Origin of the sequence: Alkalimarinus alittae, from assembly GCF_026016465.1 — a bacterium.
GTDB lineage: Bacteria > Pseudomonadota > Gammaproteobacteria > Pseudomonadales > Oleiphilaceae > Alkalimarinus > Alkalimarinus alittae.
In genome coordinates this window covers 2,655,581-2,670,361 of record NZ_CP100390.1, presented here as the reverse complement: position 1 = coordinate 2,670,361, position 14,781 = coordinate 2,655,581, and the positions used below count along the sequence as shown (strand labels likewise).

16 protein-coding genes and 1 riboswitch are annotated in these 14,781 nt (G+C 43.0%); of the genes, 6 read left to right on the top strand and 10 right to left on the bottom strand.

The genetic code is table 11. The features are described 5' to 3' along the window. The first annotated feature begins 118 nt into the window (after nt 1-118). Nucleotides 119-361 carry a hypothetical protein gene (locus NKI27_RS12195; RefSeq protein ID WP_265046325.1) on the top strand — a complete coding sequence of 81 codons (243 nt, stop codon included), beginning with the start codon at nt 119-121 and terminating at the stop codon, nt 359-361. A gap of 16 nt (nt 362-377) precedes the next feature. On the opposite strand, the gene NKI27_RS12190 is transcribed toward NKI27_RS12195, so the two are convergent. The 3 genes from NKI27_RS12190 to NKI27_RS12180 form a co-directional block, all read right to left on the bottom strand. Continuing rightward, entirely contained in the window at nt 378-863 is a 486-nt protein-coding gene (locus NKI27_RS12190; RefSeq protein WP_265046324.1) for a cell division inhibitor SulA, read from the bottom strand. After that, on the bottom strand, nt 860-1,468 hold the full coding sequence (lexA, locus tag NKI27_RS12185; protein ID WP_265046323.1) for a transcriptional repressor LexA: 609 nt from the start codon (nt 1,466-1,468) through the stop codon (nt 860-862). The genes NKI27_RS12190 and lexA overlap by 4 nt, the downstream gene beginning before the upstream one ends. A 172-nt stretch (nt 1,469-1,640) precedes the next feature. After that, nucleotides 1,641-2,123, bottom strand: coding sequence for a DUF1499 domain-containing protein (locus NKI27_RS12180; protein WP_265046322.1), 483 nt, complete (start codon nt 2,121-2,123; stop codon nt 1,641-1,643). Nucleotides 2,124-2,241: 118 nt separating this feature from the next. Between NKI27_RS12180 and NKI27_RS12175 the strand changes: the two genes are divergently transcribed. After that, a complete protein-coding gene (locus NKI27_RS12175) occupies nt 2,242-2,607 on the top strand; it encodes a translation initiation factor Sui1 (protein WP_265046321.1) in 366 nt (121 codons plus the stop codon). Between the two features lie 49 nt (nt 2,608-2,656). On the opposite strand, the gene NKI27_RS12170 is transcribed toward NKI27_RS12175, so the two are convergent. From NKI27_RS12170 to NKI27_RS12145, 6 genes are all read right to left on the bottom strand, one after another. Then, a complete protein-coding gene (locus NKI27_RS12170) occupies nt 2,657-4,447 on the bottom strand; it encodes an ABCB family ABC transporter ATP-binding protein/permease (protein ID WP_265046320.1) in 1,791 nt (596 codons plus the stop codon). A gap of 119 nt (nt 4,448-4,566) precedes the next feature. Further along, nucleotides 4,567-5,151: a PhnA domain-containing protein gene (locus NKI27_RS12165; RefSeq protein ID WP_265046319.1), complete on the bottom strand. Its 585-nt coding sequence runs from the start codon at nt 5,149-5,151 to the stop codon at nt 4,567-4,569. 41 nt (nt 5,152-5,192) lie between these two features. Continuing rightward, on the bottom strand, nt 5,193-5,957 hold the full coding sequence (locus tag NKI27_RS12160; protein WP_265046318.1) for an OmpA/MotB family protein: 765 nt from the start codon (nt 5,955-5,957) through the stop codon (nt 5,193-5,195). Nucleotides 5,958-5,978: 21 nt separating this feature from the next. Then, nucleotides 5,979-6,788, bottom strand: coding sequence for a motility protein A (locus NKI27_RS12155; protein WP_265046317.1), 810 nt, complete (start codon nt 6,786-6,788; stop codon nt 5,979-5,981). A 256-nt stretch (nt 6,789-7,044) separates the two neighbouring features. After that, nucleotides 7,045-8,097 (bottom strand): methyltransferase domain-containing protein, encoded by a 1,053-nt coding sequence (locus NKI27_RS12150; RefSeq protein WP_265046316.1) that lies wholly within the window; start codon nt 8,095-8,097, stop codon nt 7,045-7,047. Nucleotides 8,098-8,150: 53 nt separating this feature from the next. Next, nucleotides 8,151-9,182, bottom strand: coding sequence for an NAD-dependent epimerase/dehydratase family protein (locus NKI27_RS12145; RefSeq protein ID WP_265046315.1), 1,032 nt, complete (start codon nt 9,180-9,182; stop codon nt 8,151-8,153). Nucleotides 9,183-9,474: 292 nt separating this feature from the next. Here NKI27_RS12145 and NKI27_RS12140 point away from each other — a divergent pair, with 292 nt between their 5' ends. The 3 genes from NKI27_RS12140 to NKI27_RS12130 are packed head-to-tail and all read left to right on the top strand — an operon-like array spanning nt 9,475 to nt 12,490. After that, complete coding sequence (locus NKI27_RS12140; RefSeq protein WP_265046314.1) at nt 9,475-10,689, top strand: HD-GYP domain-containing protein; 1,215 nt, start codon at nt 9,475-9,477, stop codon at nt 10,687-10,689. Between the two features lie 21 nt (nt 10,690-10,710). After that, a complete protein-coding gene (locus NKI27_RS12135) occupies nt 10,711-11,991 on the top strand; it encodes an MFS transporter (protein ID WP_265046313.1) in 1,281 nt (426 codons plus the stop codon). Next, the gene (locus NKI27_RS12130) at nt 11,981-12,490 is read left to right on the top strand and encodes a YchJ family protein (protein WP_265046312.1); all 510 of its coding nucleotides are present in this window, start codon (nt 11,981-11,983) and stop codon (nt 12,488-12,490) included. The genes NKI27_RS12135 and NKI27_RS12130 overlap by 11 nt, the downstream gene beginning before the upstream one ends. Before the next feature lie 13 nt (nt 12,491-12,503). On the opposite strand, the gene bluB is transcribed toward NKI27_RS12130, so the two are convergent. Next, nucleotides 12,504-13,250: a 5,6-dimethylbenzimidazole synthase gene (gene bluB / locus NKI27_RS12125; protein ID WP_265046311.1), complete on the bottom strand. Its 747-nt coding sequence runs from the start codon at nt 13,248-13,250 to the stop codon at nt 12,504-12,506. Between the two features lie 46 nt (nt 13,251-13,296). Then, a riboswitch (cobalamin riboswitch) is annotated at nt 13,297-13,495 on the bottom strand. A gap of 178 nt (nt 13,496-13,673) precedes the next feature. On the opposite strand from bluB, the gene selD reads away from it, so the two are divergent. After that, nucleotides 13,674-14,726 (top strand): selenide, water dikinase SelD, encoded by a 1,053-nt coding sequence (selD, locus tag NKI27_RS12120; protein ID WP_406802402.1) that lies wholly within the window; start codon nt 13,674-13,676, stop codon nt 14,724-14,726. Nucleotides 14,727-14,781: the final 55 nt, after the last annotated feature.

Here is a 14,781-nt window from a genome sequence, read left to right as displayed (position 1 = left end):
TTTAAAGGGGTTTAGTAGTATACTCTGGCAACAATTTATTAATTGAGTGTTACATTAATTTTTAGAAAGTGTATCCAGTTTCTTTTGAAATCCATATGAATTCAGGGCTGTTTGTTTTATGAGTAGTGCGTTTTTAGAAATTATAGAATTACCCAATGGCGATTTTGCTTTACAAAAAGCAGATGAAGATGGGGATGCGTTAGTCACCATTACTTTCTCGAAAGATGCAAAAGAGTTCTTGAAAGAGCATAACGTAACGGTTGCGAAATCAATGATTAATGCAGGCATTCAGACCGTAGGCGTGATATCAAAACAAATAGCTGAAAGTGATATAGAAGAAGAGTTTAGAACGGTTCATTAAAGGATAGTCAAACCCTTTATCTATATCTCATCACGAGGCCGTGGCTACTTCCTTTGGCTGATGCGGCCTCTAACAAACGGAAATCATTTTTAGTGAGCTTGTTAGTCCATGCGATCACTGCATGGCAGGTACCCGCTGACAGTGCTTGTAGCGTAAGGTCAAGTGTAGACTTTGACTCGGTTGATCTTAAAATCATTATTTGATTTGCGATAATACCAGACTGTTGTTGCCAGCGATTAAGTAAGCTTTGTGGCGGGTCAATCCAGGCCAACCAACGATTCTCTTGATTCAATTGTGTCATCATTGGTAGAAGCATCTGAAAGTTTTCAGCTTGCTCTGGCGATAATATAATTTCGGTCACATTTCCAGCACTAGGTGCAGTAGCCGTTTGAGCAGGCGCTTGCAGCGCTACTGCAAGCTCCGCCGCATTATCTTCAACTGCATACAAGCCTTGCTCAGGTTCAATAGCGGGTTGCTCATCATAAAAGCTCATTTGTTTCATGATAAATTTTCCTTTCTGATAACCCCTACGCCTAAACCCTCGATAAAGAGCGCTTGTTCTCTAAGGTCAATAACGATAGGTTCAAATTCTTCATTCTCTGCAATTAGCTGAACTTCATGTTTGTTTTTTTGAAAGCGTTTTACGGTGACTTCGTCGTCTATTCGGGCAACGACTATTTGTCCGTTACGAGCTTGTTCGGTTTTATGTACGGCCAGTAGGTCTCCGTCCAGAATCCCGATATCCTTCATACTCATGCCCTTAACACGCAAAAAATAGTCGGCGCTTGGCGCAAAAAAGTTTGGTTGAAGGCTACAGTAATCTTCAATGTTTTCTTGAGCCAAAATAGGGTTACCTGCGGCCACTTGACCAACGATAGGGATTCCGGGTTTGTGGTGCTCGGGTAAACGAATACCCCGGCTTGCACCTGGAACAATTTCAAGTGCGCCCTTTTTGGCTAGTGCCTTAATATGTTCTTCTGCGGCATTAGCTGAACGAAACCCTAACTCTTTTGCGATTTCAGCGCGAGTAGGTGGGTAGCCTGTTTCTTCAATGTTACGTTGAATCAGGTTTAAAACTTCAGTTTGTCTATTGGTTAATTTAATCATAACGGCCGCTTATTCATGTGTCTTTATACAGTACATGTAAATGTATACAGTATTTTTTAAAAAGTAAACATGAACAAACAATTATTTTAAATAGATAAATAGATAAATAGATAAATTGATGATTGAGAGAAACAGGATAGACTCCGGCCTTATGATGGCCGGAGTAATATGCTTAATTAACGATGTTTTGCTTTTGTAGTTCTGCTCTTATTGCTTCAAGGCGCTCACGATTAACGCCAAAGTCTTTATGGCCTAAGCGGGACGCAGAGCGAAGTTGTACACGGTTGTTTTCTTTGTCTAGTAAGAATTCGGTGTCGTCTACAAACCTCATAATACTGCTTGTGTATTCTGCATAAATATAGTGATCATCTTGTTTAATGATCTCGGCGTTGCTGTTTTGCTTTATTAATGACTGCAATGAAGACCATGCTTGCTGTGGGTTGTCTCCTTTAATCACAAGTGCATCAATATAGTGAGTCTCGTCTTTTTTATCTTCGTAACTGCTCACGCAGTTAGGGCTATCAGGGCAAGGTGTCAGTTGGTTATCTAAGATGCCTATATCTACTGGCCGGGTCCCAGTACAGGCGGTAAGCAAGGTGGCTGATAATAATATACCTAGGCTGCGTATGTGCTTTTGACCTGCTGTGTGAATCATGTTTATTCCTTTAATTAAATGAAATAAGAGATCTTTTTGTTAATTAATGCCTATTAGGAAATTAACAGGAATTAAAATAGAATACGAGCTTCAGGTTTAAATGTCAGGTTTTCATTTTATGTCTAGAAAAAGCAGAGAATCAGGTGGTTTGGTATTCTCAACCGAATTCGGAAAAATGTGTCCTGGGTGCGGTGAGTCCGTTTCTCGGTGTCGGTGTAATGAAAAAAGCGGTATTGAAGCAGGCGATGGCGTCGTAAGAGTCTCAAGAGAGACGAAGGGGCGAAAAGGAAAGGGCGTTACACTCATTACCGGTGTGCCGCTTGAGGCCAAAGAGCTAAAAGATCTAGCCAAAAATTTGAAGCAGAAATGTGGGGTTGGCGGAGCGATTAAAGATAGGGTGATAGAAATACAGGGTGATCACCGCGAACGTTTAGTTGAAGAGCTCAAAAAGTATGGCTGGGTGGTCAAAAAAGCAGGGGGTTAAGGCCTGCTTTTTAACGCACCATTTTGAATGGGTCGATACACCTATGTTATTACTCACGCTCTTTTTGCTGAATGCGCCATAACTTAGCATACTGACCATTCAGTGCTAATAGCTGCTCGTGGGTGCCTTGCTCGGCTAGTTCCCCATGGTTCAATAGAATAATCTTATCGGCATCGACGACGGTTGATAAGCGGTGAGCAATTACCAAACTGGTATATCCTTCTGATACTTCTTTTATTGCTTCTAAAATCGCCTGCTCTGATCGGCTATCGAGTGAAGAGGTTGCTTCATCGAAGACCAGAATAGGTGGGTGTTTTAGAATGGTTCTGGCTATTGCCACGCGCTGTTTTTCACCACCAGACAATTTAAGGCCTCGTTCGCCAACAGTCGTTAAGACACCTTTGGGCAGCTGACTAATAAAGTCATCTAGGTGCGCTAAGCTAATAGCTTTTAACACCTCTTCGTCGCTAGCGTCTACGTTTCCATAGCGTACGTTTTCTAAAATAGTGTCATTAAAAAGTACTGTATCTTGGGGGACAATTCCGATGGCTTTTCTTAACGATTGTTGTGTTACATCACGCAAATCTTTGCCATTAATGGTGATTGACCCTTGGTTGCAGTCGTAAAAACGAAAGAGCAGCTTTACCAGTGTCGATTTACCTGAGCCACTTTCACCCACTAATGCTACTTTTTCGCCTTCTCTAACGGTAAAGCTAACATTTTTAATGATTGGCCTTTCAGAATTGTAGTGAAAAGATACATTGTTAAATGCAAGCTCCGCATTCGCGAGTGCAAGGTCTTCTGCATCTTTTGAGTCCGTTATTTTGGGCTGCTTTTTGAGTAGTTCAAACATCTGCTCGATGTTTGCTAATGATCCTTTTATTTCGCGATAGACAAAACCTAAAAAATTAAGCGGAATGAAAATCTGCATCATAAATGCGTTTATTAATACAAAATCACCAATACTCATGGTGCCATCTGCGACGCGTAGGGCTGCGAGTGCGAGCATACTGGTGGTCGCTACGGCGATGATTAATGCCTGGCCACCATTTAATGCAAACATAGTGAGTCGGTTTTTTCGTTTCGCGTGCTCCCACGTTGCTAGGTTTTCGTCATAGCGATTCGACTCGTATGTTTCGTTGGTAAAGTATTTAACCGTCTCATAGTTAAGCAGGCTATCTATAGCTCTCGAATTGGATGCAGAGTCTGCCTTGTTGACCTCTCTAACGAAGCGAGTGCGCAAGTCTGTCGCCACAATAGAATAAGCGACGTATGCAACAACAGATAATAAAATAATCAGGGCAAAGCTAATGCCGTAGTTGTAGAAGAGTAGGCCGATAACCATCAAAACTTCAAATAAAGTAGGGAATATGTTGAACACTAAAAAGCGCATCAGCATGTTGATGCCTGTAGTGCCTCGCTCGATATCTCTCGATAATCCACCGGTACGGCGATTAATATGAAAATCCATATCAAGTTTATGAAGGTGTCTAAATGTTTGAAGACCTATGCGTCTGATCGTCCGCTCTGTCACACGGCCAAATAACGTATCTCTAATTTCATTAAATACGACGTTCATAAACCGGGCTAAGCCGTACGCGGCAACAAGCCCTAAGGGCGCCACTAGTAATGCGCTAGCACCTAAATCTTTTGCATCTAGTGCATCGACAATGTCTTTTAAAATGAACGGAATAATGATGCTGGCAACTTTGGCTAACACTAAACAACTTAATGCCAAGAAGACGCGCTTTTTAAACTCTAAAAGATAAGGAAATAGCATTTTTATTACATGCAATTTCATGCCAGCATCTGGCTCTACATCATAGTTGTGGGGTCGCATTCATCTTTGCTCTGAGTTTTAAGGGGTGAGAGTGTTGCAGTTTAAGTTATAAGATAGACGTTAAAGTATGAGTCAGGTAGAGGCAAATTCAGTTCGAATTTGCCTCATGTGTGTTGTGACTAGTTTGACTTCTTCAGGAAGCAGGTCAGTAGTACGATTCGTGTACCGTTAACGCGCCCTTCGATATGCTCAGGGTTTGACGTTAACGAGATGTTTCTAACAGCTGTGCCGCGCTTGGCAGTAAATCCTGCGCCTTTTACATCAAGGTCTTTAATTAATGTGACGGTATCGCCTGCCTGCAAAACTGCACCATTACTGTCTAGCGTCGGTGTTGTGCTGTCATCGCTTTCAGCGGGAACCGTTGATTCTGCCCATGCTTTTACATCATCTTCGAGGTATAACATATCAAGCAAATCGTTTGCCCAGCTTTCGCCAGCGGTTGATAACTGCTTGAGTTGACGCCATGCCATAACCTGAACAGCAGGTACTTGGCTCCACATACTGTCGTTTAAGCAGCGCCAGTGGTTTGCATCAATAGTATCGGGCTGATCGATTTGTCCACGGCAAGTGTCGCAAATCATAACGCATTTATCGGCATCATTTGTTGCATCGGGTGGAACCTGATAGAGATCCAAGTTTGAATCAGAAGAACAGAGTTCGCATTTTGAATCGCAACGTTGTAACAATATAGTTTCTGTACTCATAATCTAATAACCCTCTAAAATTTGGCGCTATTATGCCTCTTTTAGAGTTTAAAATCACTGTTGCCTGATGCTCCCTCGATTAAAATCAGCAGATTAACCCTTCGGTTCATGCTTCGGTTGGTTTGACTGTTATTAGGCGCGAGGGGGCGAGTATCGGCATAATTAGCGGTACTCAATAGTGATTTGGGTACCCCTTGAGATGAAAGGTAATGCAAAACACTATTGGCGCGAGCGGCTGATAACTCCCAGTTAGATGGGTAAAGCGATGTGTTAATCGGCGTATTGTCGGTATGACCCTCAATCACTAGCGGTTTATTCAGTGCTTTTAATGTTGGAACTAACGCCAGAATAGCTTGTTTACCCTCAGGCTTGATAACCGCCTTTGAAGAATCAAACATTAACGTATTATCAAGGCGGACACTGATATGCCTATCGTTGCTGGCAACTGTTATGCGGTGGTCGGCACTGAGGCCTCTTAATGTCTCTGTTAAGGCTTGAGGTGCGGGATCATGAGCGGTTTGGGGTGTGGTTTGAGGTGTAGCTAGAGGTGTAGTTAGAGGTGTAGCTAGAGGTGTAGGATCATTGACTAGTGGCTGTTCGGCAGCTGATGTTTGATCTGTCGATTTTAAAAGCATAATTATTAAGAAGGCGATAATAAGCAGAAACACATCAATATAGCTTAGCAACCATGATTCACTATCAACGCGTTGATCAGGCAGAATTTTGTCTTCTAGCGCAAAGTCATCGTAGTAGGTGGGCGATGTTACGACTGCAGCTATTGGCTTGCAATAAGGTTGATAAGCCATAATAAACCCCCGAATTATTTGCTAATGGTTAAGTGCAGGCTCTAATGGGCGTGAGGTGAGCTCTGCCCCTAAATTGCAGTGCTCAAAAGGGTCGAGCGTTTCCATCGCGAGTTCGATGAATGCAGCGCTTTTTCGTTTTTCAACCATCATGATGCCGACCATCATAATGCGCATCCACTCAACCAGTTGATCAGCCCTGCGTTCAAGTTTAATAGCAATGGGCTTAAAAAAAACATTGGCAAATATTAATCCGTAAAACGTTGTTACGAGTGCAATAGCTAAGTGGCTCGCAATGTCGATACTGGGTTGATCGCTAATTAAGTACATCATATTCACAAGCCCTAATAGCGTGCCAACCATGCCAAACGCTGGGGCGAACATCGCGAGGGAGTGAAATAGCTTTGCTGAACGGTATTCTGAGTGATGTAGCTGTCGAATTTTCCAATTAAGCACCGAGGCTATTTCATCGGTGGTTCGGCCATCGATAATATGCTGTACACCCATGTGTAAAAAGCTGTTGTCGATGGTGCTGAGTTTCTTTTCAACGCCTTTAAGGTCTTTTCTGTTCCACAAATAAGCGATTGCGGTCATGTCTTTAATGGCTTGCTGTTTATCGATGGCGTGGTTATCGATCAATAACTTTACCGTGCGGAATGCGGTCAAAATATCTGATTTTGAGTAACTGAAAAAAAGTGCGGTGAGCACACCCCCGACAATGATTGATAACCCAGGTAGGTTGATAAAAAGTCCAGGGTCTTTGGTTGAAAAGATAACGGTAGCTAATATTACCGCTAGGCCGGTGGCAATTGCGATAACCGGTAAACGAAGCATGATATTCCCCTGCGTTAAAAACGACTGATTTGGTTAGTCTTTAAGCAGCAATTAATGTGCCTTTAGCCTATTTATGCTTACTATAGAGCGCAACAGGCTGTAAATAGGCGTTATTAGGCGTGCAAAGGGGGTAATAATAGGGGGGGGAGGGGAATGATTTTGCCTTTAAGCGATAAAAGATGACCGGACAGCGGCCACCTTTTTCAACGAGACGCTAAACTTCTCTTAGTGTTGCTCAGCTATAGGTGTTGTTCAGTTAACAGCACCCACCACTTGAATCACTGTTGGCGTCTTCCCAAAGATCAAAGGGGAGTGAGGTTCCGCAACCTTCAAAAATGCCATAATGTGTATCCCAGTTGCCGATAAACTCGAAGTGATCTTTAAAGCGAGTGTCATGAAGCATCTTCCATGTGTTGCCGCAAACAGGGAATACTTTTCCTTTTTGAATCGCATGGTGTTTATCGAGCCAAAATACTTGAGGGTGATTAGGAATAGAGCCCTTGTAAATGACCGCTTGCCCGTAATCTTCGCATTGAGGTTCTAGCTCAGGTAGCTTAAATAAGCGGTACGTTGCAGAGAAAAAGTTTATATGACCAATTTTGTCTTCAACGCTTTCATTGTCAATAGTGATAACACTGTCTTCTACTAAACGAGGGTCGTTAAATCCAGACTTTTTAGCCAAATTAATAAAGTCATTCCAGTATAAAGCGCCACTTAAACACTCTCCAAATAATACAGGGTCATTGACTAGTTCTTCTTCAACTCGTCTATCGGCGTAAACATCGGAGAAATAAAGCTCACCGCCTGGTTTAAGTAATCGATAAGCTTCTCTCATGACGGCTTCTTTGTCAGGGGAAAGATTAATAACACAGTTAGACACAATGATGTCAAAGCTATTGTCAGGTAAATTTAGCTCATCTAACCGCTCAATATAACCGAGCTTAAATTCAGTGTTCGGCTTAGCATAGCCAAATTTATTAGCATGGTAATCGACATGTTTTTGAGCAATATTCAATTGCTCCTCAGTCATATCAACACCCACCACAGAGCCTTTTTCGCCGACCCATTGAGACAGCACATAACAGTCTCGACCTGAGCCACTGCCTAGGTCAAGAATGCGGGTGCCCTCTAATAGTGCTGGCGCAATCAGACCACAGCCGTAATAACGCGCCATGACTTCATCATGAACTTGTGACAATGCGTGCTTAATATAATGAGGCATATTACTGTCAGTGCAGCATGCATTGGTTTTGAGGTCATCACTATGCTGAAGTACTTTACCGTAATACTCTTTAACGTCGTCTTGCATAAATACTCCTGTGGTGGAATGCGGTTATACTATCGCTAGAGTAACCGCTAACACTAACGGTTGCTATCTAATTGGTTTTTTACTTTTTGCGCAATGGAAGGCTTAATTTTCTGGTTGTCAAGCAGCCATTGAATGCAGTCTTTAATAGTGTCTTCGGCCTTGCGAGGTGTAATACCCAAGGTGTCAATGGTGTCTTGAAATTCATAATAGGCGTAACGCTCAGCCACTTCATATACCAAATCATAGGTGAATGGCGGTGTAATACCGGTGACCTTGCAAAGTGATTCTACGACCTTAGCAGTCAGCAGTGTTATTGAGCGACTCATCCCTAAATGAAGTGGTTTAACCCCTGTGAGCTTCTTCAATAACAGGCCTGCTTTTTTAACCTCCATATTTTCGCCACCCGCGATATAGCGATGATAGTTTTCACCTTTGGTCAGTGCAGCAACGTGGATATCTGCAACATCTCTCACATCAACAAAGTTAAGGCCGCCAATATAGGTTTGGCCTTTGCCATTAATCCAATCTTTAATCATTTGGTTTGAGGGGGTGATTCTGTAATCGTATGGGCCTAATACAATAGCAGGGCAGATAACAACAACATGAATTCCATACTCTTTGGCTAAGGCTTGTGCTGCCTGCTCACTTTTAGTTTTTGCAATGTAATATGGGTTTTGCGGGTCGTCATTCCAATCACTTCCAGTTCTTTTTTCATTAGGGTCATAAGAAAAACCAACAGACGCTACAGAGCTGGTGTAAACAATGCGTTTGATTCCGGCTTTGTTAGCTGCAGAAAATACGTTTTTGGCCCCTTGAATGGCTGGCTCGACAATCTCATCTGCTGTTTTTGCAATGGTCTTGTACACCGCTGCTAAGTGGATGATGGCATCACAGCCAATCGCCGCCTGTTCTAAACTTTCTGCATTCATCACATCGCCATAGCAAAGCTCAAGATCGAGGCCATCAATACCTTGTGTATCAGACGCTTGTCGTATGAACCCTTTAACGGTGTGTCCCTGTTGAATGAGTGAGCGAACGACGTTTGCACCAATGTGTCCGTTAGCACCGGTAACCAGAACTTTCATGCGATATTCCTTATTATTTTGAAGCTTAATAGGCTTGTACTCGTCTTAAGATCAATACCTTAGGGGTAGTACCTTAAGAGAAGGCTTTAGGGATATTAATAGTGACCGTATAATGGCCCTTGCTCAGCTATAATTCAAGGTTAAAGATATCAATCTATTAGTGGTTTATTTTTAGATAACTTTGCTAGAATCATAATAACCCAACGAATAAGAATGATCGGCGTATTAAAGTCATTTTGGTACCGCTAAAATAGCCTGATGCATCTAGAAACTGAGTTATCTGGAATACAATATGAGCTCGTTAAGCGTAAATAATAATCACCCAGAACTGGGTGGCCAAACAGCACCCACAGATAAGCTCAATCATGGCGAATTCTTATTCAATGGCTTTTCTGAGCTATTCAACACCTATGATGTATTGGCTGAAATACATCGAGGTTTTGGTAATGATCAGAAACTTCGTATTCTTTGTTATCAATTATCTGAATACCCTAGTTTAATGGACGCCTTTAAAGCTGCCGCCGAGAGTCATCCTGACTTTATCGAAAAAGCGCTGTTTTGTAGTTGGTTTTGCTTTTTGATAGCAGGGCAATTAAAACTGCCGGTTAGTGCGACTAAAGACTTATTTATTGCGGGTCTTGTTCAAGATATTGCGGCATCAGGTAGGGCGCATTTAAAAAAACTGTCGCCTATTTTCTCGGATGAGGCGGGCTCATTAAATAGTGAAGCGAATGATGATAACCACCCGGTCATCACAGGGCGCTTTTTAGATACGATTCCTCGACTTTCACCAGGAATTAAACCGATTATACGCACCCATCATGAACGGTTTGATGGCTCGGGTTTTCCTGATGGTAAAGTTGAACAGGGTTTAAGTACAGCGCAACAAATATTGATTGTCAGTAATGAAGTGAGCGATCTTTGCCATCGTGGTGTTGAACAAAACTATAACTTCGTCTCTATTTTGCCTATTTTAAAATTGAATGCGTCAGTTTATTTTAGGCCTGTTTTTAGTGCCGTCATTAACGTCATTAGACCGAGTGTTTCTGGTACTACCAATCGTTCGGTGAGAAACACTGCCTCGATTATTGAGAGTCAACGCCAGTTAAATAAACGCTGGCCTCATGTTTTAACTGCAACTTCAGAACTGGCTTTATTGAACGAGACCCTCGTGGTCATTACATCAAAACAAATAGCCAGAAGAGCTTGGATGTTGGTGACGACTGCAGGGATTTTGTCAGACGCGCTGGATCAGTGGTTATCGACATTAGGAGAGGATCAGGCGCAGCAAGAGAATGATGTGTTATTTGAGTTAACCGTGTTACTCGACGAACTAGAGGCCATGATCGTATCGTTTCAAACCCATCTAGAAACGCTGACGAATGATACTGAGGTGAAAATGAGTGACACTCAACGGTCGCTGCTCATCGATTTAAGCTATTCAATGGGGGAGCTATTAGAAACATTTGACCTTGATGAGTTTACTATTTTAAATATGTGCGATTAATTAACCAATAGTGCCTATTTAATGCTGCCTACTGAACCCAAAACCTTACCAGTCTTTACCGTTGTTTTACTTTCATCGTTGTATTTTTCGCAAGGCTTACCCTCCGGATTTTTAGCGCATGCACTACCCGCACTATTACGCGAATATGGCGTGGCGGTTGAATATATCGGCTTGTTAAAACTGCTTGCGTTACCGTGGTTTTTAAAGTTTCTTTGGGCACCTTTTGTAGATAGAACTGAAGTCGCACGCTTGGGTGATCAACGAGGGTGGATATTAACCATGCAATCGGCGTTAGCGCTGCTGATACTGATATTGTCATTTTTTACCCCAGATACACTGTTTGGCTCGTTTATTATTTTGTTTTTTTTATTGGTGCTGATGATCAATACTACCGCCGCTACGCAAGATATCGCCACCGATGGTTTAGCGGTTAAATTATTACCAGAAAAGTGGCGAGGTTTGGGTAATAGTATTCAGGTGTCAGGGTTTAAAGCGGGGATGATTCTCAGTGGAAGCCTATTGTTATTAAGTGTCGATAAGCTTGGCTGGTCGCTTTCATTTCAGTTTTTGTCCCTTTGCTTATTCGTACTACTCGTGCCCTCGTATTTATTTAAAGAACCATCAGAAAATACACAACCAAAAAGACTTAAGGATGAGCACTGCAGCCATTACACATCCAATAAATCCAGTTGGTTTGATGCCTATAGGGGGTTCTTCTCTCAACGTGGTATCAGGTATTGGTTGGTTGTATTGTTTACCTATAAAGTCGCTGATGCCTTAGGCTCAGGCATGATAAAACCGCTTTTGGTTGATCTTGAGTTCAGTCTTACGGCCATTGCGGAAATAACGTTTTGGGCCTCAATATGTGGCTTGATTGCCGCCGTTTTAGCGGGCTTTATTTACTATCGATTAGGCGCAAAAGGGTCACTACTGCTTTTTGGCTTGCTACAAGCACTCGGTATTGCCGCTTATGGCGTATTAGCAAAGGGTGATTTGAGTGTAGATGTGGTTATTGCCGTTGCACTGTTCGAACAAGCCGCCGATGGTATGTCAACTGTGGCGTTATTCGCGCTGATGATGGGGCAGTGTAGAAAAGACCATGAAGGCAGTGATTTTACGGTTCAGGCGTGCATTCAAGTGGTTATGTCGGGTTTAGTAGGGGCGTTAAGTGGGTTTGTCGCCAAGTTTGCGGGTTACACGACACTCTATATGGTTGCAGGGCTGTTGGGTCTGTTAGCGCTTATCCCAGTATACCTTTATTTTTCTAATCTAGCACAGAGAGCAAATGCCAATGACCAATAACACCCCGTGTCCTTGTGGTAATATTCATGAAGGGCAAGCGCTTCTGTATGCAGCATGTTGCGAGCCGTTTATCAATGGAACAACCAAGCCCGCCCACTGTGAACAACTGATGCGATCGCGTTACACCGCGTATTCATTCGCACGCGTCGATTACTTGATGGCAACTTGGCATCCGAATAAGCAGCCTGCATTAGATAGGCAAGATTTAGCCGAGTCTGCTGAAAAAACAGAGTGGATGCGGTTAGAGATCGTTAAGAGCAGCCAGCAAGGTGAGCAGGGTATTGTAGAGTTTATCGCTTGGTTTAAAGATAAAGGGATTAACGGTGACAGCCAACGAAGTGAGATTAAAGGCCTCCATGAAGTGTCACGGTTCGAGAAGGTAGGAGGGCAGTGGTTTTATGTTGATGGCGATGTAGCGTCAACGGGCCAGTTAAAAGTAGGCAGAAATGACCCGTGTCCTTGTGGAAGTGATAAGAAGTTTAAAAAGTGCTGCGCTTAACGCTTTATGTTGCCTACCATTCACCCGGAAAGTGCTTGTCATCAACGACCTGAGAAACCAAAGTGTCTTCTTCGGTGTTTCTCTGCTCGCCCCACTGGTCAAAATAGAGAAGGTCATCAAGCGGCGTTCTTTTTAGCCAACCTGCCGTTTCTAGTTCAGGTTTATCAAAAAAGTGCGATACATAGCCCACACATAAATAGGCAATGGGAACGATGTCAGATGGGATGGCCAGAGCCTCTTTAAGCGCCTTACGCTCAACAATACTCACCCATCCAACGCCCAGCCCTTCTGCTCGCGCCGCTAGCCAAAAGTTCTGTACAGCACATACACTGCTGTACAGATCCATCTCTTTCATAGATGTGCGGCCAATGACGTTGGGCCCAGTACGTTGGCGATCGCAAGTAATACAAATATTAACCGGCGACTCAAGAATACCTTCTAGTTTTAAAGATCGATATGTTTTGCTTTTTTCAGTCTCAAACAAGTCTGCTGCTTTGTCGTTGGCTTCAACAAACGCGCTATGAACATTTTGTTTGACCTGCTGCGATCGAACAACCACAAAGTTCCAAGGCTGCATAAATCCGACAGAAGGCGCGTGGTGAGCTGCATATAAGACACGGCTTAGAACATCGTCAGGAATCGGGTCTGGTTTAAATTGCCCGCGAACATCACGTCTATTAAAGATGGTTTTATACAGACCGTGCCGCTCATCGTCAGAAAAAAATAGTTGGTCTTGGTGTTGAGGATCTTTCTTTTCCATTTTATTCCCCTTATCGGAAAAGTGAGAGTACGCCTGTCCAAACGTCTCTGAAAGCTTAAAGGCCGGTCTTCTGACTTAGGGTCAACTTGCTCAATGGCCTTCCCAGATATGTTTAATATATCCAGTGGCACTTTATGTTGAACAATCACCATTACAGCGCTGGGCACGTATCGGACTTTAACCGATTTCCCGATTCTCCATTTTAATGCTGCTTGTGAATGAATACGGTCACTAAGCGAACAGTAATGGCACCTAAAAGCGAGGAGAGCACTTTTGCAAAACCACTCAAATTTGTCAATGCTGTTTTTTGCTTGAGTGTGAAAGAATCGCTTAATTGTTTTTTATCAATGTCGATGAGTAATTAAGGCTTATAAACTACGCAACATTTATCAGTCGCTTTACATTTCATCTTCGGATTAATCCATGAATAAGACCCCTATAAAGCTTACAGAATACAGCCATGGCGCAGGTTGTGGTTGCAAGATATCCCCTAAGGTACTGGACACCATCTTAAAAACAGAACGAACGATAGCACCTGACGCACGCTTGTTAGTCGGCAATAGTTCAAGGGATGATGCCGCTGTTTATGATATGGGCAATGGTATTGGCATTATCAGTACGACAGATTTTTTTATGCCTATAGTCGATGACCCCTTTGACTTTGGCCGTATTGCCGCCACCAATGCAATTAGCGATGTGTACGCAATGGGGGGCACGCCTATGATGGCCATTGCTATATTAGGATGGCCAATAAACCGCTTAGGGCCGGGGGTGGCACAACAAGTAATTGAAGGAGGGCGCCAAGCTTGCGCCGATGCGGGTATTCAATTAGCCGGTGGACACAGTATAGACTCACCAGAACCGATTTTTGGTTTAGCCGTCACAGGATCTGTCTTGTTGTCCGAATTAAAACAAAATAATACCGCCACCACAGGCTGTAAGCTTTACCTCACTAAGCCCTTAGGAATTGGTATTTTAACGACCGCGCAGAAACAAAAAATACTAAAGCCTGAACACAGCACGTTAGCAAGAGATATCATGTGTCAGCTCAATACATTTGGCAAGAAAGTAGCGCCAATGGAAGGCGTTAAAGCATTAACCGATGTCACTGGCTTTGGCTTACTAGGCCACCTTAGCGAAATCTGTGAAGGGAGCCGTGTGGGTGCAGTTGTCGAGTTTGATAAGGTCCCTGTTATATCTGAAGCAATAGACTACCTTAACGCCGGTGCAATCCCCGGCGGCACCATCAGAAATCATGATAGCTATGGCCATAAAGTTCGCAGTAAGCAAGGAGGGTTAAGCGACAATCAAAAGCATATTTTATGCGACCCCCAAACGAGTGGTGGTTTGTTGATTGCGGTAACGCCCGAATCTGAAGGCCGTTTGCTTCAATTGGCTAAAAGCGAAGGTATTACTCTTGAGTCATTTGGAGTGTTGACCGAATGGCAGAGCGAACAACTTATTAAAGTGATTTGAATTCTTAATTAAAACATTGCTATGGTTAACCAACGCAATAATAAATATAAAAGGG